The sequence below is a fragment of the Micromonospora sp. II genome (assembly GCF_001709195.1).
In the GTDB taxonomy this organism is placed as follows: domain Bacteria; phylum Actinomycetota; class Actinomycetes; order Mycobacteriales; family Micromonosporaceae; genus Micromonospora; species Micromonospora chalcea.
The window spans coordinates 352,260-375,377 of record NZ_LYXF01000057.1 but is presented as its reverse complement, the minus strand read 5'-3'; the positions used below and the strand labels follow the sequence as shown (position 1 = coordinate 375,377).

At 70.2% G+C, this 23,118-nt stretch carries 16 protein-coding genes; 11 read left to right on the top strand and 5 right to left on the bottom strand.

The window, feature by feature from the left end; translation table 11 throughout:
* Positions 1 to 20: 20 nt before the first annotated feature.
* From A8711_RS24975 to A8711_RS24925, 11 genes are all read left to right on the top strand, one after another.
* Positions 21 to 1,058, top strand: coding sequence for a hypothetical protein (locus A8711_RS24975; RefSeq protein WP_069089475.1), 1,038 nt, complete (start codon positions 21 to 23; stop codon positions 1,056 to 1,058).
* Positions 1,059 to 1,167: 109 nt separating this feature from the next.
* On the top strand, positions 1,168 to 2,238 hold the full coding sequence (locus tag A8711_RS24970) for a M23 family metallopeptidase (protein WP_069089474.1): 1,071 nt from the start codon (positions 1,168 to 1,170) through the stop codon (positions 2,236 to 2,238).
* A 114-nt stretch (positions 2,239 to 2,352) separates the two neighbouring features.
* Positions 2,353 to 3,024 carry a hypothetical protein gene (locus A8711_RS24965; protein WP_069089473.1) on the top strand — a complete coding sequence of 224 codons (672 nt, stop codon included), beginning with the start codon at positions 2,353 to 2,355 and terminating at the stop codon, positions 3,022 to 3,024.
* A gap of 77 nt (positions 3,025 to 3,101) precedes the next feature.
* Positions 3,102 to 4,199, top strand: coding sequence for a DUF4314 domain-containing protein (locus A8711_RS24960; protein WP_069089535.1), 1,098 nt, complete (start codon positions 3,102 to 3,104; stop codon positions 4,197 to 4,199).
* 56 nt (positions 4,200 to 4,255) lie between these two features.
* Positions 4,256 to 4,738 carry a hypothetical protein gene (locus tag A8711_RS24955; RefSeq protein ID WP_069089472.1) on the top strand — a complete coding sequence of 161 codons (483 nt, stop codon included), beginning with the start codon at positions 4,256 to 4,258 and terminating at the stop codon, positions 4,736 to 4,738.
* Between the two features lie 347 nt (positions 4,739 to 5,085).
* Positions 5,086 to 6,246, top strand: coding sequence for an AAA family ATPase (locus tag A8711_RS24950; protein ID WP_069089471.1), 1,161 nt, complete (start codon positions 5,086 to 5,088; stop codon positions 6,244 to 6,246).
* A 30-nt stretch (positions 6,247 to 6,276) separates the two neighbouring features.
* Positions 6,277 to 7,914, top strand: coding sequence for a VWA domain-containing protein (locus A8711_RS24945; protein WP_069089470.1), 1,638 nt, complete (start codon positions 6,277 to 6,279; stop codon positions 7,912 to 7,914).
* 294 nt (positions 7,915 to 8,208) lie between these two features.
* On the top strand, positions 8,209 to 8,820 hold the full coding sequence (locus A8711_RS24940) for a hypothetical protein (RefSeq protein WP_069089469.1): 612 nt from the start codon (positions 8,209 to 8,211) through the stop codon (positions 8,818 to 8,820).
* A gap of 41 nt (positions 8,821 to 8,861) precedes the next feature.
* The gene (locus tag A8711_RS32965; RefSeq protein ID WP_233607748.1) at positions 8,862 to 9,857 is read left to right on the top strand and encodes a hypothetical protein; all 996 of its coding nucleotides are present in this window, start codon (positions 8,862 to 8,864) and stop codon (positions 9,855 to 9,857) included.
* Positions 9,850 to 10,311 (top strand): DUF4262 domain-containing protein, encoded by a 462-nt coding sequence (locus A8711_RS24930; protein WP_069089468.1) that lies wholly within the window; start codon positions 9,850 to 9,852, stop codon positions 10,309 to 10,311. The genes A8711_RS32965 and A8711_RS24930 overlap by 8 nt, the downstream gene beginning before the upstream one ends.
* Before the next feature lie 220 nt (positions 10,312 to 10,531).
* Positions 10,532 to 11,137, top strand: coding sequence for a hypothetical protein (locus A8711_RS24925; protein ID WP_141707687.1), 606 nt, complete (start codon positions 10,532 to 10,534; stop codon positions 11,135 to 11,137).
* Between the two features lie 498 nt (positions 11,138 to 11,635).
* On the opposite strand, the gene A8711_RS24920 is transcribed toward A8711_RS24925, so the two are convergent.
* The 5 genes from A8711_RS24920 to A8711_RS24895 all read right to left on the bottom strand — a co-directional run bounded on the left by A8711_RS24920 (position 11,636) and on the right by A8711_RS24895 (position 22,996).
* Positions 11,636 to 12,385, bottom strand: coding sequence for a hypothetical protein (locus A8711_RS24920; protein ID WP_069089466.1), 750 nt, complete (start codon positions 12,383 to 12,385; stop codon positions 11,636 to 11,638).
* A 157-nt stretch (positions 12,386 to 12,542) separates the two neighbouring features.
* Positions 12,543 to 13,256 carry a hypothetical protein gene (locus A8711_RS32180; RefSeq protein ID WP_369830129.1) on the bottom strand — a complete coding sequence of 238 codons (714 nt, stop codon included), beginning with the start codon at positions 13,254 to 13,256 and terminating at the stop codon, positions 12,543 to 12,545.
* Positions 13,257 to 13,576: 320 nt separating this feature from the next.
* Positions 13,577 to 16,486 carry a BTAD domain-containing putative transcriptional regulator gene (locus A8711_RS32175; RefSeq protein WP_176722871.1) on the bottom strand — a complete coding sequence of 970 codons (2,910 nt, stop codon included), beginning with the start codon at positions 16,484 to 16,486 and terminating at the stop codon, positions 13,577 to 13,579.
* An 876-nt stretch (positions 16,487 to 17,362) separates the two neighbouring features.
* Entirely contained in the window at positions 17,363 to 20,590 is a 3,228-nt protein-coding gene (locus A8711_RS24900; protein ID WP_233607721.1) for an RHS repeat-associated core domain-containing protein, read from the bottom strand.
* Positions 20,591 to 21,229: 639 nt separating this feature from the next.
* On the bottom strand, positions 21,230 to 22,996 hold the full coding sequence (locus tag A8711_RS24895) for a hypothetical protein (RefSeq protein ID WP_124778840.1): 1,767 nt from the start codon (positions 22,994 to 22,996) through the stop codon (positions 21,230 to 21,232).
* Between the last annotated feature and the right edge of the window lie 122 nt (positions 22,997 to 23,118).

The following is a 23,118-nucleotide window of genomic DNA, read 5'->3' as shown; positions in this document are numbered from 1 at the left end:
CACGCACCTGGAGGCAAACCGTGAACTTCCTACCGAACGACACACTCGCCGGTTACGCCCGCACCGCCGTGGACCTGCGCGCCCGCATGGTCGACTATCACCGCAGTCCGCTCGCGGCGCAGTACCTGCAGGCGTTCTTCGGCAGTCGTCTCGCCGACCGCCCCAGTCCCAGTTCGGGGGGCATGGCGAAGGTCCTCACCGCGGTCCGTGCCATTACCGCCAACCCGTGGCGATTCGGCGAGCCGTATGTCATCGCCCCCGCGATGACCGCGATCATCGCCGCCGCCGCGGCGGCCCTCGACCTGACCGGCGAGGTGCTTCCCGCCGACGTCGCCCCCGACGACGGCGGAGTGCTGTTCCTGCCCGAACCGATCTACCACCGCGGCGTCAGCGGTGAGGTGTCCTCGATCGGGGCGATCACCTGGGCCCGCACCACCAACACCAGCAGCGGCCGGTCCTTCTGGGCCATCGCCGGCTGGGCCGACCACCACGACGCGCACGACCCGGCGGCGGTGCGCCGTCGTGCGCAGCTCGCTGACCGGCCCGACCTCGCCCGTCAGTTCGGCCCCTATGTGCTGACCGATTTCACCGAGATCCCCATCGGCCGGCCCGTTGACCCCCGCCCCGACCTGCCGGTCCTCGACGGGGACGACCGCGACTGGGAACCGGCGCCCGACGGCCGGTTCTGTATTGACGAGACCACGACCGCGATGCGGGCCTGCGCTGCTGTCGCCTATGCCTTCTGGCGTATCCAGGCCCAACCCCTCGCGACCGTCGCCGCCGCCCTCTTGGACCGCGCTGCGCGCCGCCGTGCTGTGCGGGCCAGCATCCGCCATGACACCCGTGTGGTCATGCTGCGCCGCACCAGCCCTCTCGCCGAACCGCCCGACGGGGAACCCAAGTGGCACTACCGGGTGCGGTTCGTCGTCCGCGGCCACTGGCGACGCCTCATCGACCGCGACGGCCACCCCTACCGCATCTGGATCAACGCCCACATCAAAGGCCCTGACGGGGCGCCCTTGCTGCACGGCGAGAAGGTGGCCGTCCTCGCCCGCTGACTCCTGCACCCGCCCGAAGGCCGCGCGCCGCCGCTCCACAGGCTCGCGGCCTTCACCGTCCTCGCGACCTGCCGGCCCGCTGCCGGCCCTGCCTTGAAGGAGTCCAGTCATGACCACCCGCATGCTGTCCGGGATCGCCCTCGCGGTCACCGGCGTCCTGCTGCTGTGCTCCGGGCTGGCCACCACCTTGATCTTCGGCGGCGGGGCGGGCGCGTGCGGGCCGGCTACCAGCGTCACGCCCACCTCTTCGTCGGCCGCGCGCAGCCCTGCTTTGGGTGGGATCGGTCCGATCGGTGACTGGAACGCCGAGCAGGTTGGCAACGCCGCTGCCATCACCACCGTCGGCATGCGCCTCGGCGTGCCGCCCCGCGGTTGGGTCATCGCCGTGGCCACCGCGATGCAGGAGTCCTCCCTGATCAACATCCCTGGTGGGGACCGCGACTCGGTCGGCCTGTTCCAACAGCGCCCCTCCCAGGGCTGGGGCACCCCCGAGCAACTGCACGACCCGCGGTATGCGGCGACGACGTTCTACCAGAAGTTGCAGGCCGTCGACGGCTGGCAGGCGATGCCACTGACCGAGGCCGCCCAACGGGTGCAGCGGTCGGCCTACCCGGACGCCTACGCCAGGTGGGAACCCGATGCCGCCAGGATCGTCGCCGCCCTGACCGGGGCCAGCGCCGGCCCGGCCGCCTGCGGCGTGGCGGTCAGCGCGCAGGGCTGGGCCCTCCCGGTGCAGGGGGATGTCGGCTCCGGTTTCCGCACCTCGGGCCGTCCCGGGCACGACGGCGTCGACCTGATCGTGGGCAAGGGCACCCCGATCCACGCCGCGTCCGCCGGCACCGTCTCCGTCGTGCGCTGCAACGCCGTCGATGTGCGCACTGGCCGGGACTGGGGCTGTGACCGCGACGGCGATCCCGCTCTGACCCGCGGCTGCGGCTGGTACGTCGACATCAACCACCCCGGTGGGGTGATCACCCGCTACTGCCACATGCTCACCCGCCCCTCCGTCGCCGAGGGTCAACGGGTCGCTGCCGGTGACGTTATCGGCGTCGCCGGCAGCTCGGGCCATTCGTCCGGACCGCACCTGCACTTCGAGGTGCACCTCGGTGATCACAGCTCCGGCACGGCCGTCGATCCGGTCGCCTTCATGGCGTCCGTCGGCGCGCCCCTGAATCAGTAGTCCCGATCGCGGATGCCGGCGGCGGCTCCGTGATCTACCCCCAGCCCGGCGGTCGACCCGTGCGGGGACGACCGCCGCGACCCCATCCACACATCCCTTGAGGAGGACAAGGCCGTGAGCACACCCACGCTCATCGGTGTCGCCGGGTTCCGCGGCAGCTACACCGGCCGCTTGGTCCAGTTCGGTGAGAGTCCGGAGGTTCTGGTGCCGCTGCTGCGCCGGATCTGGACCGACACGTTCGGCCGTGACACCGGCGCTATGGCCGCCGCGCTGCTGGCCCACGACTGGTGGTCCCTCGCCGTCAACCCGAAGCCCCGGCGTTGGGACCGGCAGCCGCCCGTGCCCGGGCTGGGCTACCCGGTCGTCGTTCAGGACGCCGCCGTTCGGCGGGGCGCGCTGCGCGAGGACGTCGGCGGGGCTCTGGAGTGGCTGTATCTGCTGCACCTCGACCAGCGGCGGCTGGTGGTGTACGAGGCGACGATCCACGGCCGCTGGCTGCGGCACAGCGCGCATCACCTCGACCCGGTCGAGGACCTGTTCGTCACCGCGCCCGCCGACGACGGGGGCGGTCCGGAGATGACGGTGTGCACCGTCTGCGGCGCGGTCGACGAGATCGACCACGTCGAGGTGCCGTCCATGGCCGGCTACGGCTACGACACCGTCACCAGTTGCGGCCGCTGCGGTTCCTCGGTCGCCAGCGACCCGATGTTCGGCGATCGCGTCACCCGTAAGCCCTGGCCACCGCAGAACCCCACGGCAGGCGACACGGCGGGCGAGACCCGATGAGCACCGACCGCCCGCCGTCAGCGGCCACCGACGACGGCGGCCCTTCCACCGGCCCCGTCGACCGATCGGAGACCGCCATGCCTAGCTACGAGGCCGGGCAGCGTGTCGCCCTGGTCCACACCGACGACCCGTACACCTTGCTGCGGCCCGGCGACACCGGGACTGTCCGCCGCCACGACCAGCGACAGAACCTCGTGGAGGTCATCTGGGACAGCGGCTCGACGCTGGCGATGTGCCTCGACGCCGGCGATCGCATCGCACCGGCCACCACCACCCCGCCTCGCACTGGCGGGGTGGTCGGCGAGGCCACCGGATGGGCCGCCGCGCTGCAACGGATGCGCGCCGCCGGCGCCGAGGCCGGACGCACCGCCGCCGAGTGGTGGGCGCAGGACAGCATCGGTGCCCGGGTCGGCGGTGACAGCCGTCTGGCCGCGCGCCGGATCCTGGTTGGCATCGACGACGGCGATCCTGCCGTCCTCGACGCTCTGCCCCGCTTCTCCTCGGTCGGAGAGCGGGTGGACGTCGCCGGGTGGGAGCTGTTTGCCGCCGCCACCGGCGACAGCGCGGGCTGGTTCGGGCTGCGCATCCCGCAGCGCGACGAGGCGATGGCCGTCTACCGCGACGCCTACGACACCGCCGTCACCGACCGCGTCGCGGAACTGTGTCATCTCGCGGCCAGCCCCACCGGCACGGATGTGTCCCACCTGCACCCCGACCGGGTCCGGATCGGCGGTGTCGGTGTGTTCGCCGGCGACTGGGCGCGCACCACCGGCCCCGACGGCGACGACCGGGTCGAGGTCGGGTTCGTCGGCACCCTGATCGATTACTGGAACGGGTGGGCGGTGTTCTCCTGCACCCGCGACGTGGCGGAGGCGATCGTCGCCGACCAGCAGCGCCACCGCGACCGGTACCGCGACAGGCTGCGCGAGCAGGGTGTGCCGGCCGGCGACCTGGACCGGCAGGTCGACGAAGCGTTGGCCGGTCTGTCCTTCGACGGCGACGTCCTCGTCGCCGACCAGCGGGCCCTGTCCGGCGACCCGGACGCCATCGATTGCATCACCGCGGACGGTGATGGCCGGTACGTGGTGATGGGCCGCAGCTGGTGCTGGGAGGCCGTCGATCCGTACGTCTGCGACCGGATCGTCGGCGACCTGCCCGACACCGACAACGCATAGGCCGGCATACCCACCGATGCCCTACCTCGACGGGTGGGCCGGCAGGAAGGAAACAAGTGACCATCCGCACCCAAGAGGAGATCGTCACCCGGGTCTGGGCTCTGCGCGCCAACCGCGGGGACATCTTCGGCTTCCGGGAGGAGGTGCTCGTGGAGGCACTCGACCTGGACCACGCCCGCCAGGTCATCGCCCCTCGTCAGCCGGGCGAGTGGACCCGGCGGGTCGACCACGAGACCCATGCCCGGGACTACCTGCGATTCGCTATCGGGAAGATCCTCGACCACCGCGGCAACTCGGCGAGCCGGTCGGTGGACAAGCTGAGTGAACTCGCCTGGCTCCTCGGCCGCGACGACGTCGTGGCGGCGATGGAGCACGCCGGCTACCCGATGTACGGGGCGGCCAAGGTCAAGGCGTTCGCCGACGGGTTCGGCTGGCCGTTCCACGATGACCTCGACGGCGGCGACGGGCTGGCTCTGGCTCGGATGGCGGAGGGACAGCAGTGCGACCCGCAGGGCTGCGAACGGGGCTGCGCTGACTGACCACGACCGCGCCGGCAGCATCGCTCGACGCTGCGTCGCACACGTAGTCAGCCGGCACTTCCGCAATCCCGCACCCGCACACCCATTCGACTTGATCGATTGGGCTGGCGGGGGTTCCATCGTCGGCGCCGACACTGCCTGCACGGCCTCGACACCGACCAGCACGCATCAGCGGCGACCTGACGTGTCGCCGTCACCCTTCAGCACCACCAGGGGTGTGGTCGCCGACCTGTCCGGCCCGATTCGGGCCGGCAGGGGTTGGCCCCGCCTGTCTCCGCTGTGCGGTACCCACCGCCCGCGCACCCGGAGACGGGTGCGCGGGCCCGACCCCGAATCGAGGCATTCCCATGACCACACCACACCCACCGGCCGTTTCGCCGCAGAACGACCCGGCGCCGGCCAGCGGCGCTGGCACTCCCGCCACCGGGGCGGGCTCCGGCCGGTCCGGCTACCTCTACCGCAAGGTCGCCCTGCACCTGGCCGACCACCCCGACCAGGTTCTCAAGGTCGGTGAGATCACCCGGGCGATCGGGGCACCGTCGTCCGGGGCGGTGTTCGAGGCGCTGAAGAAGATGGCCGCCGCCGGGCACGCCACCCACCACCGCAACCCACACCGGTTCCAGATCACCCAGGCCGGCATCGACGCCGCCGGCGCCCTCCCGCCCGCCGCACCCCGCACCCGCTCCAGCGGCAACGCTGGTGGCCGGCAGTCCCGGCCCGCGCCGGTGCCGCGACCGAACGGGACGCTCTATCACCCGCGGCGGCTCGGCAAAGGCTGGGACGTCGAGGAACTGCGGCGGCTGCGCGCCCAGCAGGTGCCGGTGCTGCTGTACGGGCCGCCCGGCACCGGGAAGACCGCGATGGTCGAGGCGGCGTTCCCCGACCTGCTGACCGTCGCCGGCACCGGCGACACCGTCGTCGACGACTTCCTCGGCTCCTACAACCCGGTCCCCGGCGGCGGCTACGAGTTCGTCCACGGGCCCCTCGTCACCGCGATGCGCCAGGGGCGGGTGCTGCTGGTCGACGACGCCACCCTCATCCCGCCCCGCGTCCTGGCCGTGCTGTACCCGGCCATGGACGGCCGCGGCACCGTCACCATCCCCGCGCACGGCAACGAAACCGTGCAGGCCGTCGACGGGTTCTACATCGTCGCCGGCCACAACCCGGGCGTGCACGGCGCGGTGCTCACCGAGGCCCTGGCCTCCCGGTTCACCGTCCACCTGCACGTCACCACCGACTGGGACCTCGCCCGCCAGCTCGGCGTCCCCAAGCCGGTCGTGGCCGCCGCGATCGACCTCAACGCCGACCTCGCCGCCGGCAAGACCGTGTGGGCGCCGCAGCTACGCGAACTGCTCGGCTTCGTGAAGGTCCGCGACCAGCTGGGTATGAGCGCCGCCCTGGCGAACCTGGCCGGCATCGCCCCGCAGGACGCCCGCGACGACGTCACCGCCGCCCTGTCCCGGCACACCGGCACGCCCATCACTGCGCTCGCCCTCGGCAAGCGCTGACCGCCCCCTTTTCTGGAAGGAGCCCCTTTCGTGTCCCACCCGCACACCCACCTGCGCCCCGGCACACCGCCGCCGCCGGCCGGTGCCGCCGACTGGCGGGCCTGGTCGCAGGCGTGGACCCAGCACGTTCCGCTGCTGACCGGCCGTACCGACCTCACCGTCCTCGTCGCGCCCGGCGCGGCCGGGGACGCGCCCGAGTGCTTCTACCCCGCCCTCAACCGGATCGAGGTCGACGCCACCTACATCGCCGACAGCCCGGACGTCACCGACCCGGCCAAGGCCCGGCACAAGCGGATCGTGCCCACCGGCTACGGGCTGCTCGTGCACGGCGCCGCGCACGCCGCGCACAGCCGCTGGACCACCCCGCCCGGCACCCCGCCGATCCTCGCCACCGTGGCTGACCTACTCGAGGAATCCCGGGCCGAAGGACGCCAACGCGCTCGCCGCCGCGGCGACCGCCGGTGGCTGCGCCACGTCGTGACAACCCTGCTGCACCCCGACGACGCGGCCGTCGACGACGCGTGGCACGCCGGGCAACTCGCCGCGCTGCTCCTGGCCCGCGTCGACGCCCGCATCGTCACCAGCAAAGACGTCCGCCCCGTCCGCGCCGCGGTCACCGGCGTCCTCGGACGCAAGCGCCTGCGGCAGCTGCGCGACATCTGGCGGGAGGCCCACACCTGCGACGACACCGACGCCGACACCATGATCTGCCTGGCCCGCCGGTGGTGTCAGGTCCTCGGCATCGACCCCGACCAGCAGTACGACACCCCCGTACCGGACGCCGGCCTGTTCCCCGGCCGCCTCGCCGCGGCCCTCGTCGACTACCTCGCCGTCGCCGCCGGCGTCACCCCAGCCGAGTACGCGACGGCGCTGCTCGCCCACCGGCACAGCCCACCCACCGAGTGGGACCGCACCGACCCGACCGAGCAGGAACACCGCGCGGCCCGCGACCTCGCCAACCGGCTGCGGCAGGCCCGCACCCGCCACACCGAACCCGGCCGGCGCCCCTCGCCGATCCCACCCGGTCGGCTGCGGACCCGCCACGCCATCACCGCCGACGCGCAAACCGCCGCCGGGCAGATGCCGACCGCCGCCCCGTGGCAGCAACGCGCCCAGCTGCCTCCGGAGAAGCCCCGCCTGCATCTGGCTGTCCTGGTCGACCTGTCCGGGTCGATGGCCCGCTACACGCAGGCGATGTCGTCGGCCGCGTGGATCTTCGCCAACGCGGCACGCCGCGCGCAGGCGACGACCACCACCATCGGGTTCGGTGACCGCACCACCGTCCTGGTGCCCCCACGCACCTACCCGAGGCAGGTGCTGCACATGCGCACCGAGCTGGCGACCGCCACCTTCCCGGAAGCGGTCAAGGTCGCCGACCAACTCCTCGACCTGCGCCACGGCCGCGCCCTGCGGATGCTCGCCGTCGTCTCCGACGGCTACCTCGACGACATCCCCGCCGGGCAGCAACTCGTCACCACCCTGCACCGCGCCGGCTGCGCCGTGCTGTGGCTTCACCCCGCCGACCCGCCCACCGACGGCGAACCGGCCGACCCGGACCAGATCTGGGGGCACACCTTCACCCACGCCACCACCCTGACCGTCACCGACCCGACCGAGGCCATCGCGGCGATCGCCGACGCCGCCGTCACCGCCCTCACCCAGGCCTGAACCCCAGCCGAGCGGGCCCCGAGCCGGCAGCCGACCAGTCCCACCCCGCGCCGCGGCGCTGCCTGGCCGCTGCCCGGCGGCGCCGCGCACCGCGACCTCGCGACATACCGGGCCTGGAATGCGGGGCTGCCGCAGGCGGCCCTACTCCCATCTCGCGGAGGGCCGATGCCGAACGGCATCGCTGCCGCCCCCGGCGACTTGACCATCCCGCGCCATCGAAGCGTGCATGCATCGCGCCCCGACCGATCCAGATCCCGGGGCGCGGCTACGACGCTGCCCGACAAGGAGTTCCTCATGCGTTACGGCACCGACGACGAACACCCCTTCGACACCGACAACCGCGCCTGGCGGCGCCTGCGCGACGTCACCAGCGAACACTTCGACGCCATCACCTGGAACCGGGACCCGGACGGACGGCCGGTCCTGCTCACCCTGCGCGACATGCGCACCGGCGACACTGTCACCCTCGCCGTCCTCGACTCCCTGGAGATCCGCGACCCGCACGCGCTGATCGCCGTCCACACCAGCGGCGACCTCGACGCCCACGGCCCCACCAGCGGCGCCGACGCAGCCCACTCCCACGCCGCCACGCTCGCGCTCGACAGCACCACGCTCGCCGTGACCAGGCCCGTACCGCTGCACGACCCCGCCGTCACGGATCTCCCCGCCACCGGCTGGGTGGACCTCCCGGCCGACCTCGCCCACGTTCTCCGGCCGGCGCTCGACGACGCCCGCACCGCCGTTCTCGTGCTGCTCGACCGCACCGACGGCAGGCTCGCCGCCGTCGGCCCGTTCCCCACCCACGCCGCCGCCGACACGTGGCAACCCGCCGACCGGCCCGGCCGCACCGCCGACCGGCTCACCGTGCCCCTGCACCCGATCCTCAGCGAGCAGGCCCAGCCGTGACCACCACCCGACTACCGGCACAGCCCGCCTCATCCCCTGTCGTGGCCATCGACGTCGACGGCGTCCTCAACCCCGCCGACCCCGGCCGCGCCGAGACACTCGGCTACCGGCCGCACCGCTACGACGGGCCCGCCCCCGACGGCCGGCACGTCACCGGCACCGTCTGGCTGAACCCCGACCACGGGCCCTGGCTGCGGGAACTCGCCGAGCACGCTCAACCGGTGTGGTGCACCAGCTGGAACCACCTCGCCGCCGCATGGATCGCGCCACGGCTGGGCCTGCCGACCACCTGGCCGCACGTCCCCGTTCACGCCGGCGGGGTCCGCTTCGGACACCAGAACAAACTCAGCCCCCTGTACGCCTGGGTCGCGCGGCGGCCACTCGCCGTCCTCGACGACGAGTTCGGCGGCAAGGACCCCACCACCGCCGACCATCGCACCGCCGACGGCGCACCCACCCTGCTCCACCCGGTCGACCCGTACGACGGGCTGCGCCGCGCGGACATCGACACGGTGCTGACCTGGCTGCGCCGGCTCAAAACCACGCCGCACCAGCACCACAGAACTCCGATCACCCGGACTCACGGGTCCCGCATCCCACGCCAAGCGGGCCCGTGCCGCAACGACAAGGAGCTGACGATGGACAACACGTTCGACGCCGCCGACGAACCGGACGTCGACCGGCCACCCCGACTCAGCGTCGGCGACCCGGAACTGCGCAAGACCCGCCGGCTCGCCCGCGAATGCGACACCTGCATCTTCAAGCCCGGCAACCCAATGCACCTCACCCCCGGCCGGCTCCAGCAAATGGTGACCGAAGCCCGCGGCGACGCGGGATACATCATCTGCCACTCGACGCTGCCCTACGCCGGCAGCCCGATCCCGCCCGCGCTCTGCCGCGGCTTCGCCGACCGCTACCGCACCTGGCAACTCCAGGTCATGGAACACCTCTGGGGCTTCGTCGACGTCGAGCCACCCCACCCAGACACAGACCCCGCCCCCAGCGCCGAATGCCCAGGAGACACCGACCATGCGTGACATCAACGAGCTCCTCCGGCGTCAAGAACGGATCATCGACACCATCGGCTGGGCCGTCACGTACGTCCTGCCCACCGACGACGGCACCGTCACCACCGCCCCATTCGCCTACACCGTCGGGCTCACCGCCCACGGCCACCCCGAACTGATCACCGCAGGGCTGCCACCCGAGGTCGCCCACAGTCTGCTCAACGACCTGGCTCGCCGGGTCTACGACACCGCCGAACGGTTCACCCACGGACAACGCCTCAGCGACGTCATCGCCGGCTACGACGCGATCATCATCGACGGGCCGCCGACCGACGAACTGTTGCCCGGGTTGGCGATCAGCCGCTACGGCCGCGACCAGGTCCGCCTCCAGCAGATGGTGTGGCCGGACCAGCAGGGCCGATTCCCCTGGGACGACGGGTACCGCTTCGCCCCGCGGACACAGCCGCTGATCGGCCGGCTGTAGCCGGACACCCGACCTCCGTCGTCCGCGATCGGCGCCGCCGTGGTGGTCAGCCAACCGTATGAGTCGCTGCGGTCCAGCGCGTGCTCATCGCCGCCATCATGTAGCTACGAGGACCGACAAAATCTAGTACCCCAACGTCACTGGCTTCGACGTTGGGGATGGCGTGGCATGATCACGCGGTAAACCGTACGCCCTAGTTGTGACACAAGGATGTGGCCGCATGGCGGGGACAGGTCAGGCGGGCAGCGGACGGCGTGCGGCGGCTGCGGGCATGCTGGCCTTCGCGGTTCTCATGATGGCCGGCGGCTGTGCGAGGGCCGCAGAGACGGTGGAACGGGAGTCGGCGCCACGTTCAACCTCGCCGTCTCCGAGTGCGGCGATGCGTGTGGTGCAGCCGGAAACGTTGACCGGCATCCCCGAGTCAGCAAGCCGCAGGTTGCGCGAGCAGGCCCAGCAGAACACCGACAACCTCAAGCAGTTCCTCGACGGCGAGGCGACCAGCGAAGTCGGCTCCGTCTATGCCCTTCGCGATTCCAGTGTCACCTACCTTCTCAGTGCAGTGTCCGGCAAGGTAACTGATCCCAAGGCAAGCCTGGACAAGAGTTTCGCCGATCTGCCGAAACTGGCTGGTGTCAAGCCCAGCCGACCGGGGCCGATGGGCGGCGAGGCTCGCTGCGGCTCGGGCGAGACCGAGGGGGTTCCGGTAACCGTTTGTATGTGGGCAGACAACGACACCATCGGTATGGTCGCTGTCCTCGGCATGCCGGGTGTCTCGCCGAGCCTCTTCGTGCGGGTACGCTCCCAGGTCCAGCGGGCGGTCGCCTAGCTCTCCTAGTAGTCCAACGTCATTTGATCTTCCGGTCGGCGGCATGACCGAGTTTGCGCTGGTAGTGGGACCGGTGGCGCGGGCTTGGGATGTTCGTCGCCAGATCGACCAGTGCAGGGTGTGCGCTGGCTGGAGTGGTGCGGCGAGGACGAAGGCGTTGAGGAGTCGGCGGATCTCGGCGACGGTCAACGCCGCTGCATCGCCTGTGGACCAGCGTGACCCGCCCGTTCAGCAAACGCCCAGCAGGTCTTGCGTTCCACGCCCGACAGCAGTCCTTCCACGAAGTGCCCGGCGGTCCGACAGGGCTCCGCCCGCACGACCGGTCAGCGACACGCGTCACCGCCTCGTCGAGGATGACCGCCATCCGGCGGGGTCTACGCTGTGGCACGCGGCCACCGCACGATCTTCGGTTGCCCTCACAAGCCATCGATGATCAACGCGGTGGCCGTCGTCATGCCCGCACCAAGCCCAACGCCGAAGCCGAGTGACGTTGGAGTACTAGCCGGACCATCTGGCGGTGATGGCCTCTTCAACACGGAAGCGCTCGCCGCAGGCCGGGCAGTCCGCTCGGCCAAACACGTAGGTCAGCTTCTCGGCGACGTCGGGATGGTGGTCGGCGATCGCCCGATCGTGCAGGCGTTTTCCGACACTCGTCAAGGCGGCAGGGTCAGCGGGCAGCAGTGGCAGCCGCTTGGAGCCGGAGTCGTGCATGTACATGCTGTCCAGCGTGGTAAACGTTCCGTACTGGCCGAACGCGACGAAGATTTCTTCATCGCATCGCGGGCACGCCACCTCGTATTCCTCGTTGTTCAGTCCGTCGAGGTGTCTGCCCCAGACCTCGGCGCCTTCGAACGCCAGCAGCGCCTGCAACATATAGACGTAGGTGCTGGGGTCGTCATCGGAGCCGGAGCTTTGGAGCGTTTCCTCGGTCAGCGCTCTCAGTCGAGCGATTTCGCAGGAATAGGTGACGTGCGGGTCGAGATCCCCGTAGGGCTGATCCACGCTGGACACGATGTCAGCCGCCAGCGCCAGCGGCATCGTCCGCTGCGCGGGCGACCAGCGGCCCGCGATCTCCGTCAGGACTGACAATGCCGGGAAGCTTGCCGGGTATACCGTGCCCTGATGGCACAGCCGGGACCACAGTTCGCCCCAGACCGGGCTGCGCGGGTCCGGTTCAGCCCTCGCCAACAGACCCGGGACGTCATCTGCCACGCCGTAGGCATGCCTGAGCTGGGACCAGTCCGTCATGCCGGTGATCTAAGCAAGTCCCCACCGCGCCCGCACCACCAGAACCTGCCTGACTCCCCCATGACAAGATCGACAGGATATTGCATGGGGCTCCCTGGCACGCCTTCCACAGGCTCCGTCGGCACCTCCTCAAGGAGGGGACAGACACCAAGAGTCTCTACAAGATCGAGGGCGGGTCAGGGTTAGGACGCCCGGGGACGGTCGGTTGCGGGCCGTGGTGGTGGGCGTTAGCCCGCTGCAGTTTGGCCGGCGGCCAGTACCGGCGCACGGTGCGCTCGGATCTGCCGATCCGCTCGGCGATCTGCGCGGGATGCATCGACGGATCCCGCTGATACCAGTACGCGACGGCCGCCGGAGTAGCCGCGGCGACCTGGGCGGCGTTTCCGTGGTCGGAGGGGATCGTTGCTGGGGTCTTCGCGTCGCGGGTTGGCGTCCTGCCGGCGCGATCGCCGGCAGGACGGGACGGCTCGGAATCGCCACGGACGTCGTCGCGGTCGGGCTGAGCCGGGCGGTCTGGTGACCCATCGCCTTGCGTGCTCGCGGCCTGTCCTCGCGATGGAACCGGGGTAGACACGGCGCCCGGCGACGCAGAGGTGGCCATTGGTTTGGTCTCGGTGACCGTTTCGGTGAGGCGGGGCGTTCGCCGCCTGGTGGTCCGGTCGGCGCTGGTCCTCGGGGTGTGGTGTCCTGGCCGGTCCTGAGGGGCCGCTGGTTGCTGCGGAGACGTGGGCTGCCCGGTGCCGGCGCGGATCCTTCCGGTGATCTCCACGAGGCTGATGCTGGCCACGACGACAAGGCCGTCCACGGAGATCGGCAGCAGGTAGGAGGCGCCGGCGTCGATCTCGCCATAGCGGGCGGCGACACCGACCATGTGCCAGTAGCTGACCCAGCCGGCGATGCCGGCGATCGCCGCGGTGGCCAGCAGCCGCAGGGCGGCCAGGGACCTGCGGTGGCTGGGCACCCGGGAGATCAATTCCACGGTGAGCAGCAGCGCCAGCGGCGGCCAGGCGGCGATCAGCTGGCTGATGAGGTTCGGCCGGGCGTGCAGCACGTTCGCCGCGATCGACGCGGCGACACCGAGAGTGAGCACGGCACGCACCGCCCACCGCAGCGGCCGTAGACCGACCAACTGATCCCGACTGGCCGCGTTCGGACGGTCACGGTGCGAGGACGGCGAGGTGGAGATGCCGGTCATGCAGTCGCTCCGTCCTCGTCGCGGGAATGACGCTGCGCCTGCGGGCGGGGCCGGGGGCGCTGCTGGGCGGCGATGAGCTCGTGGGCCAGGGCGAGGGTGTCTTCGTGGGGTTCGGCGTCGATCTCTGCGAGAGCCCGCGTCAGTGCTCGGCGCAGGGAGCGGATCGCGTCTGCCTGGCCGAGGGCGGCGCGGGCGCGCATGGCGTGCTGGTAGAGCTCCTCGGTGTAAGGGCTGTGGCGGATCGCCTCGTCGAGCACTGAAAGCTGGCGGGCGGGATGGTCGGCGAGAGCGTCGGCGAGCGCGAGGTAGGTGTCGAGGGCTTGCTGCCGTACGGCCTCGCGGTAGGGCTCGATCCATTCGTAGTCGACGCCGTCGGCGAGGTGCCCGCGGTAGGTGTCGACGGCGCGCCGTAACGCGGCGACCCGCGCTTGCGGGTCGGTGGCGCGTTCGGCGTGGCGGATCGCCGCGCGCATCCGCCACAGGTCCACATCGACGAGGGCGGGGTTGAGCGTGTAGCGGTTCTGGGGATGGGTGAGGTAGTCGCCTGGGCCGGCCGTATGCCGCATGACGGCGCGGAGGTTCGACACGTAGGTATACAGCCGGCCTGGCGCCTTACTGGTCGGGGCGTCGGGCAGCAGGTCATCCAGAATGGCGTCCACGGTCGCTTCGCCGTCGTGGACTGCCAGGTACACGAGTAGCTCGAGGGCCTTGGCGCGCAGCGGCGGATGGGACGCGGCGTCGGTGATGCTGGGCCAGCCGAGCACCGACACCTGCACGCGGCGGGGCTGCCGCTGCTCGCCGTCCACGGCGGGGGGCACATTTGTCTGCTCTGCGGAGGGTGCGGTGTCGTGACCACCGGCGTCGACCGCGGCGTGCGTATCGGCGATCGGATCGGGCCGGGTGTCGATGATGCCGGTCGACCTGTCCGATGCCTGGGGATGTGCGGTGGCCGGGTCGCGGCCGGTGGCCTCGACGGGGGTGGGTGACGTGCTGGCAGTCGTCGGGGTGGGCGTCGCGGCCGGTCGCGGCCTCTCGGCCGGGGCGCTGCGGCCGGCTTCGGTCGAGTTCGCGGTGGCCGGTTGCCGGTCGTCTGGCTGCGGCGCGGCGTCGATGGGGGCCGGTGGTTGGCCGGTATGTGATTCGGCGAGGACGCGGAACAGGGCGAGGGTGTCGGCCGAGGTGAGCACGGCCAGACGCTCCACTGGGACGCGGTGATCACTCTGGTCGGTGCGGGCGTCGGCGAGGGCTGTGGTGCCGTCAGCGGCGACGCCGACGGTGTCACCGTCGGGCCATGCGCCGAGCAGCACCCCGTGGATGTCCAGGCGTGTGCCTTGGGTAAGCAGCGCGGCGATGCGGGTGTCCTGCCGGGCTGCGGTGGCGTGGGTCAGCAGCAGCACCGGCGGCAGCGGCTCCCCCGCGGAATCGAGCGTCCGCAGGTCGGCCACCGTGTCAGCGCCGCGGGTGTCGACGAGACGGCTGCGGTGCAGGATCTGCGCTTCGATGAGGTCGAGGGCCTGCTCGACGGTGGCGGTGACCGTCAGACGCGGGGTGTGGGGCAGGGTCGCGGTGTCCGTGTCGAGGAGGGTCGTCGCGGTTGCCGCTGGCATCACCACCTGGGTGCGTTCGTGTAGGGCGTCGAGGCCGCCGGCAGCGAGCGCGGCGGTCAGGAAACCGCGGGCAGCGGCGTCGGCGCCCGGGCCGATGAGCCCGAGACCTGCGGACGGCCAGGCCTCGGCCAGCGGGTGCGCCAGGGACGGCACCGCCGGGCGCGGCACAGGTGTCGGGCCGACATCGGTTTCGGTTTCACCGTTGACGCCGGACGCGTCTGGTCCGGTGTTTCCGTCGCCAAGGCCCGGGGGCGAGTCGATGTGGCGCCGTTGGTGGCCGGTGGTGGGGGGTGTGGCGGTGCGTGGTGCGACGCCGCGAAGCCGTCGGCGGATCTGCATGACCACCGTCGGCATCGGGGTCGTGTCGGGGCCCTCGACGTGGGTGGTCGAGGGCGGGCGCGGGGTGTAGCGGCGACGCCGGTGCGCCCAGACCAGCGCGGCTGCTGCGGTGATCGCCGCAGCCAGGCCGATGTCCACCCAGCTGCCGCCCGGCACGTCGATGCCCGGGGACCGGTTAGGTGTGGGCAGCGGAGCGCGTGCCGGTGGCTGCGAGTCGCCGCGGGAGGGTGGAGTCACACCGGCGGTGCCCGGCGCGCTCGCGGTGGCCTTGGGGTCTGCCGGGGGTGGTTCTGTCGCGGGTGCTGTCGGGCCTGCCGTGGTGGTGGTCGTGGGTGTCGGTGTTGCGGCCGAGGAGTCATGTTTCGTGGGTGGCGCGGGGGTGTCCGGGCGTTCGGGTTCGGTGTGGGGCTGCTGATCTTGGCCGCGCGGCGGAGTCTGGTCACTCCTGTGGGTGGCGTCGGCCGGTAGGCGGAGAACCCAGCCCGGGTAGATGAGGTCGGGGTTGCGCAGGGTGCCGCCGACGTGGGGAAAGCGGGCGCCCCGGTTGAGGGCGAAGATTTCCGGCCACCGGTCGGCGTCGCCGAGGGTGCGGGCAGCGATCTCGCACAGGCTGTCGCCGCGGCGCACCGTGTAGGTGGGCGGCGGCGCGGCCGGCTGGTGGCTCGCAGCGGGGCGGTGGGAGGCGGGTGAGGCGGTCGACTGTCCGGCCGCGGCTGGTTCATCGGACGTGGTGCTCGCGGGAGTGGCGTGTGCGACCGCGCCGGTAGCGGTGGTGACGGCGGTCGCGCCGAGCAGCGCCGCGGTGAGGCCCCGGACCGGACCGGGAAAGCATAGAGCGGGTACCCGGCGCAGCCGGCGAGCCAGCGACGCGTACGTATGGGCAAGGACGGCAGTGGCCAGCAGCAGCCAGAGCGTCACAGCCCCGGCTGCGGCGAGGACGGCGACGACACCGCTGCTCATCGGGTCGGCTATCCACAGCCGCATAGTGGTCGGCGCTGGCAGGTGCGGAGTCCAGCCGCTACTCATCACCAGGACGACCGCGATGGCGGCGGTGGACAAGACGCTGGTGACGACTGCAGCGGCGAGAGCTCCTGACGATTTCACCTGCCTCCTCCTGCTCGCCCGTCCACACCAGCAGGGCTACTGGTGGGGGGCGATGCAGTGACGCTATGAACCCAGTACGGCGTGGTGGGGTTATCGGTAGCTGACGGCACCTCACGGCGCCTTACACGACCTCACAACAGCAAGTCAGCGAGCATCGGCGGATACTGGGCGGGTCAACTACGCCCCTGCGTTAGCGCTCATCAGGCTGGTCCGCGACCTGGCCGGTGCCGACGATCCGGCCCAGGAGAACGGATGATTGTCGAGGCACGACTACCGGCGCGACACCCCAGAGTCCTCTGCATAGTCGGCGGTGGACGATGGGTCGAACCGACCGGTTCGACCCATCGTCCACCTGCCGTACCTGAGGAGATCTGCTCAGTCACGTACTACGAAATGCACCAGGTATAATCGCGCTGCCGGAATCCGGTTGGGGTAGTAATTACGGCCGCTACCCTGAACGGGATACCGAGCATCTACTCGGTCCCAGGACTGCAAACCGCGACTGCCCCGGAGCGCACGCTACTGGCTATCGTGGCGAACGCCACGCTTCTTGCTCTCGCGGATGACCGTTGCGATGATCACGATAACTGCGACAGGGGCAAGGGTAAGGAGCGCTTCCCCAAAGCCTCCATCGCTGAACATAGACCACGTCGCAGCTGCTACGAGCCAGAGAGCAATTGATATCAGTGCCGCTAGAGTTACTTGCTTCATCTAGTAGCCTCTTTCTGTATTTCAGTAGCCATCCGCCTCAGCACCGCTCTCCACGTACGCGGTAGTAGCGTAACCCAGTGTGGCGCAACCGGCATTTGCAAGAAGACCAACGCCTCCCGTCGCCATGGTGACGATCATCGTGCATGAGCCATACATGGCCCCACCTGCCACCGCGCCGAAGAACTTTGCCCATGCACCCTGCCCGGTGAGATCGATGTAGTTGATGGGATCGCCGTTCACATAGGCGTACCGATTGCCTTCACGAGGGTTGCCGATGAAGCTGAGGCTGTCCTGCTGGGTGAAGCGGCCCTGCTGCGGGTTGTACCAGCGCTGGCCGAGTTTGGTGAATCCGGTGCTCTGGTCGTAGGTGCCACCGGTGTAGCGGATGATGTTGCTGGCGCCGAGGTTGTACTCGTCGGTAGTGGTGGCGTTGCCGTAGGGGTCGTATTTGTAGGTGGCGGCGAGGGTGCCGTTGGCCTTGACCGCGGCGACGGGGGTACCGAGGCCGTCGAGAACGAAGGCGGTGTCGGTGCCGTTGATCCGCAGGCCCAGCGGGGTGCCGAGGCCGTCACGTTCGACGTAGACGGTGGTGCCGCCAGCGCTCCAGGACTGGAGCCACGGCATGCCGTGCTGGTCCTCGTAGCCGTACTGCATGGTGGTGGTCCCGGCGCGGGTCAGTTCAACCTGGTCGGTGCCGGCGTAGGCGTAGGTGCCGGAGTTCGCGCCGGTCATCTGGTTCGCGCTGTTGTAAGTCATGGGGTTGACCGACGGGTTGCTGGCGCGGGTCTGGTTGCCGCGGTTGTCGTAGGTGTTGTTCGTGGTGGTGATCTGGTTGGCGGTGTTGAACGTCAAGGTCTGGGCAGTGGTGCCGTCGACCTTGACGGTCTCGCGGTTGCCGTTCTTGCTGTAGGTGTAGTCGTAGGTCTTGCCGTTGTAGTTGGTGGCCTTGGTCAGCCGGTTGGCCTTGTCGTAGGTGAACTGGCTGATCGCGCCGGAGGTTTCGTCCTTCTGCCACTGCCGCAGCCCGGTGTCGTCGCCGGTGGCGGTGGAGCAGGGCTGCCCGGAGGTGTACTTGGCGTAGCAGTAGGTCACGTCGAACACCGTCGCGGGACCGGCGGAGTTGCGGGTGGCCGTGATGCGGGTGGGCCGGTCCGACTTGTCGTAGACCGTCTTGACGCGCAGCGCGTAGACGCTGTTGTCGGTGTTGGCAGCGAACCAGGTGTTGGTGCGGTTGCCGTCGTTGTCGTAGGAGTAGTTGTAGCGGGTGCCGCTGGCGGTGTCGGTGCGGACCAGCCAGTTGCGGGTGTTGTAGTAGTGCTTCGTGGTGCCGCGGCCGTCGGTGATCGCGGTGAGGTTCCCGGCGAGGTCATGGTCATAGACGAACGTGGCGGTGCCGGGGTTGGTGCGGCGGTGTAGCCGGTTGAGGTTGTCCCACTCCCAGGTGGTGGTGCCGGTGGAGTCGGTGCGGCTGATCAGGTTGCCGACGCGCCCGTACTGGTAGGTGACGGGGGTGAGGGTGCCGCAGCCGGAGTAGCTGGTCTTCTCGAGCCGGTCGTCCTTGGTCCAGTCGTATGTGATGGTGCAGCCGCCCTGAGCGACGGTGCGGACGCGGCCGAGGACGTCGTAGGTGAACGTCTTGACGGCCAGGCCGTTGCCGGTGGGCGGGGTCAGGGTCGTGATCTGCTTGTCGCTGTCGTAGGCGTAGGTCGTCGGGTTGCCGGTGTTCGCCGGGTCCGTGGAGGTCTTCACCGTGCCGTCGCTGTTGTAGTCGACCTCGGCTTTGGCGGCGAGGGCGTCGGCGGTGGAGGTGCGGTTACCGGCGCCGTTGTAGGTGTAGGTCGACGAGTTGCCCTGAGTGTCGATCGACGAGGACGGCTGGAAGTTCGCCGTCGGGTTCGTCGAGGTCGACGCGTTCGCGTACGCCGCGGATGCGCTGGCGCCGGACGGTGAGGCTGACTTGGTCAGCGATTGACCGGCGTTGGCGCCGTAGGTGTTGGTGACCGTGCTGCCCTCGGGGCTGACGGTGGTGGCCACGTCCTGCCACGGCGTGTACGTCTGGGAGCGCTCGTTGCCGGCCGGGTCGGTGGCCTTGGTAACCCGCTTGTCGCTGTTCAGGTCATACGTGGTGTGCGGCACCGACGCGACCGGCTGCGACAGGTCCTGGCGGGGGTCGGCCATCTTCGTCTGCGACGACGTGGGATAGGCGAACCTGGTGGTCGCACCCTGGCCGGTGGTGGTGTCGGTGACCTGCGTGAACGAGGTGACCCGGTGCTGCCCGTCGTAGGTGACGACGCTGTAGAGGTCGTCCTTGGACCAGATCTTCACCAGGTCACCGGCGGTGTTGTACTCGAACGCCCACTGCCGGGTCGCCCCCAGCAGGTCGATGGCCTGCAGCCGGTTGTTGGTGTCGTACTTGTAGGACACCTCCCGTACCACGTTGTAGGCGTCGCTCTGCTGGTACTTCGTCAACCGGCCACCGGCGAACGTGGCCGTGGCCGTGCGGGCGTACTGGCCGCCCCGGTCGGAGACGACCTTGGTCAGCTGCCCGCCGTTGTAGGAGTAGTCGGTGACGTTGTCGTTGCGGTCCTCGGTCTTGTCCAGCAGACCATCAGAGGTGAAGAACAACTCCTTGCCACTGTCGTTCTCGGTCAGCTTCCACCCGCTGCCGTTCTTGACCAGCTTGGCCTTGAACTCACCCGGCGTCGTGTAGGCCGACCCGGACCAAGCGAACTTGCCAACCACCCCGTCCGCGGCCGCGTAGGTGACCGACCCGTCGTCAGCCGGATACAACTTCACGTCCTGACCGCCGCGGGTCCGCCAACCCGGGCCGTGTGCACCAACCGAGAGGTCACTGCCCACCATGAGGCTATTGAACGACGCGCCCAGCGTCACGTTCCCGGCGATGCCCGGCAGCGTCAGGTCGGTGGTGTTCACCATCAGGTTCCCGGACCCGACGTTGACCTTCACCTCCATCCGATCAGCCAGCGAGAACGACACCTGCGTGCCGTTACGCACCGGCCCGGTACCCTTGGGCACCGACGGCGCCGCCCCCGCCGCCGCCCGAGTCACCGCACGCTGCGGCGAGTCGAACAACCACACCTTCGACGACGACCGCGGCGACACCTGCGGCGCCTCCCCGGCCTCCTGCGGCGCCGCAGGCGCGGCGGAGGACACAGCCGGCGGAACCGCCAGCACCGACGTGGCCAGCAGCGCGGACGCCACCCCCACAGCCACTCGACGTTGACCCATCAATACTCCTTCTTGACATGCACCCGACGGCCAATCCGCCAGGAGGCAGGCAGAACTCACCCCGCCACCGAATGATCAATCCATCAGGTGGCGTGGCAGTAAATCGGCACTTGCGAAGCGCAGGCACCGACCCGGAATTCGGCTATGCAGCGCGAAAAGATTGTTGGCCGATGCCTCACAAAGATCAGGCGAGGTGGCCCGCTCGCATTTCTGGCACGAGGCAGCAAGGGGTGCCAGCTCGCGGTCGATGCGACACATGGCCTCTGCGAGCAGCGGAAAGAGCAACCCCGGTGCAAGAAAAGCCCAGAGAAGAGCGCGACGATGGACGTCGTCAGCGCTAAGCGAGGTGGCGCGTCAGCCCGTCATCATGATTTACGTATCCCCCGTTGTTTTCAACGGTTGCCGTCAGACAACCGTTGCGCTGGAAACAAGCTATCCATTCACTTAGTCTCGGGTCAATAACAATTACAACTTGCTAGGGCGAAGGCCGCATACCGCACCAAAGTTGTGAAGTTCGTGACGGCACGTGACCATGGTGCGGTTGCCCGGGTGAGCAGACCCGTCCCATCTGCGGGGGCCAGCGGCTTGCCTCTTTGTCGTGCGACCTCGGCGTGCAGCGACCGGTGGACCTACCTCGGTCTAGCGAGCAGTGATCATGGGTTGGTCGAGGATGCCGGCGAGGCGCAGGCGTTGCCGGTGGGTGTGGAGAAGGTCGGCGGCTGCGGCGGAGTCGCCGAGGGCGTTTAGTTGATCGGCGGCGCGCTGATGGAGCTGCTGGTTGTAGGGGTCGATGCGGATCGCCGCTTGCAGCAGTCGCAGGCGTTCATGCGGGTCGGTTTGTGCTTCCGCGGCGGTGGTGTGGGCATCGAGGACCAGGCGGCGAGTGGCCTCACGGGGTGGGTCGATCCACGGCCAGGTGTGGCCGGCGGCGAGGTCGCCCGTGTAGGCCTCCATCACGGCCTGCCAGCGGCCGGGTGCGTCAGTTGTGGCGGTGTGGTGGGCGGCAGCCTGCAGCCGCCACAGGTCCACGTCGGTGCGTGGGTCGAGGTGGTAGCGGTCCTCGGTGTGGACTACCACCTGGTCGGCGGTGGTGGCGCGGAGGGTCGAGCGGAGGTCGCTGAGGGTGGTGTACAGGCGGCCGGTGACGGTGTGGGCGGGTAGGCCGGGCCAGAGGGCGTGTACGAGTTGCGTGGTGGTGGCGCCGTCGGGGTGCACGGCGAGGAAGACGAGGATTTGCAGGGCGGCGCTGCGGCGGATGGCGACCTCTTTGCTGTCGATGAGCAACGCTGGACGGCCGAGCACCCGAAGCTGGACAGCGGTCGCTGTGGCCTCGGTGGGCCGCTGCGGTGTGGGCGGTGAGATTCGGTTGGCTTGGCGGGGGATCTTTGCCTGTGCACGGTTGATCGGCCGGGCTGGTGCGGACGCGGCGGGGTCGGGTGCTGCGGTGGTGGGTTGGGCCAGGACGGCGAGTAGGTCCGCTGCGGCGGTGCTGTCGAGGACACACATCCGTGGCCGTGGTTGGCCGGTCTGGTGGTCCACGGTTTGGCCGTTGCAATCGACGCGCCAGGTAGGTACTGGTGCTGCGGCGTCGAGGGTGACGACACGGGTGCCCGGGAGGTTCAGCGGTGCCGCCGTCGCGGGTCCGGCGGTCAAGACGAGGCTGGGTATGCCGTGGTCGGCTGTGGACGACGTGCTGGACGCAGGTAGCAGGGTGGCGGCATGGTCGAGGGTGTCGATGACGTGCAGGCCCGGGATGGTGGCGGCGGTCTCGGCGATGCTGGGCAGGAGCCTGGTGAGGGCGTTGCTGGTGACGATCACGGGGATCGTGTCGGTGGGGTCGCGCAGCGCGGTGAGGAGCCGGGTGATGAGTAGACCTCGGGCGGCGTGGTCGGCCCCGTCGCCGGCGAGACGTATGCCGGCTGGGGGCAGCGGCGCCTGCATGGCGCCGGTGGTGGCTGCTGGTGGCGGTGGTTGGTCGGCGATGGCTGCTTGGACGGCGGTGACGGTGGCGGGTAGGGGTGTCAGCTGGGTGGCGTCGGTGTCGGGTTGGCCGGGTTGGTGGACGCGACGGCGGCGTAGCCACACCAGGGCCGCTGCGGCGGCGATGTGGTGGGCGGTGTCGTCGGGTATCCAGCCGCCGGGCACGACCACCCCGGCAGGCTCGGTCTGGGCCGCGTTGGACGGGTGCTGCAGTTCATCGGCGGTGACTGGTGCCGGTGGGCTCGGCGGCTGGGTCGTAGGGGTGTGGGCGGTGGTGAGGGCGGCCGCGCCGGCGATGCTGGTGGCGGCGGCCTGCCATGGGGTGGGTAGCGGCAGGTGGCGTACCCATCGGGCGCCGGCGCGCAGTCGGCGGGCGGCTGTCACGGTGATGGTGTAGGCCATGCCGAGCCACAGCAGCCAGGCCACGGCGATGAGTCCCGTGGTGAGGGTTGCCGGGGTCAGCGGGTCGGTGAGCCAGTCGCGTAGCTGCGTGCTGGTCGGCCAGCCGGGCAGGTGCGCTCGGGTGAGGGTGGCCAGCAGCCACGGCG

Coding starts and splice junctions, on each gene's coding strand:
- A8711_RS24920 (WP_069089466.1), bottom strand. CDS start 12,385: ATGACGGACTGGTCCCAGCTCAGGCATGCCTACGGCGTGGCAGATGAC.
- A8711_RS24960 (WP_069089535.1), top strand. CDS start 3,102: ATGCCTAGCTACGAGGCCGGGCAGCGTGTCGCCCTGGTCCACACCGAC.
- A8711_RS24900 (WP_233607721.1), bottom strand. CDS start 20,590: ATGGGTCAACGTCGAGTGGCTGTGGGGGTGGCGTCCGCGCTGCTGGCC.
- A8711_RS24940 (WP_069089469.1), top strand. CDS start 8,209: ATGCGTTACGGCACCGACGACGAACACCCCTTCGACACCGACAACCGC.
- A8711_RS32175 (WP_176722871.1), bottom strand. CDS start 16,486: ATGAGCAGCGGTGTCGTCGCCGTCCTCGCCGCAGCCGGGGCTGTGACG.
- A8711_RS24925 (WP_141707687.1), top strand. CDS start 10,532: ATGGCGGGGACAGGTCAGGCGGGCAGCGGACGGCGTGCGGCGGCTGCG.
- A8711_RS24930 (WP_069089468.1), top strand. CDS start 9,850: ATGCGTGACATCAACGAGCTCCTCCGGCGTCAAGAACGGATCATCGAC.
- A8711_RS24950 (WP_069089471.1), top strand. CDS start 5,086: ATGACCACACCACACCCACCGGCCGTTTCGCCGCAGAACGACCCGGCG.
- A8711_RS24970 (WP_069089474.1), top strand. CDS start 1,168: ATGACCACCCGCATGCTGTCCGGGATCGCCCTCGCGGTCACCGGCGTC.
- A8711_RS32180 (WP_369830129.1), bottom strand. CDS start 13,256: ATGGTCGGTGTCGCCGCCCGCTATGGCGAGATCGACGCCGGCGCCTCC.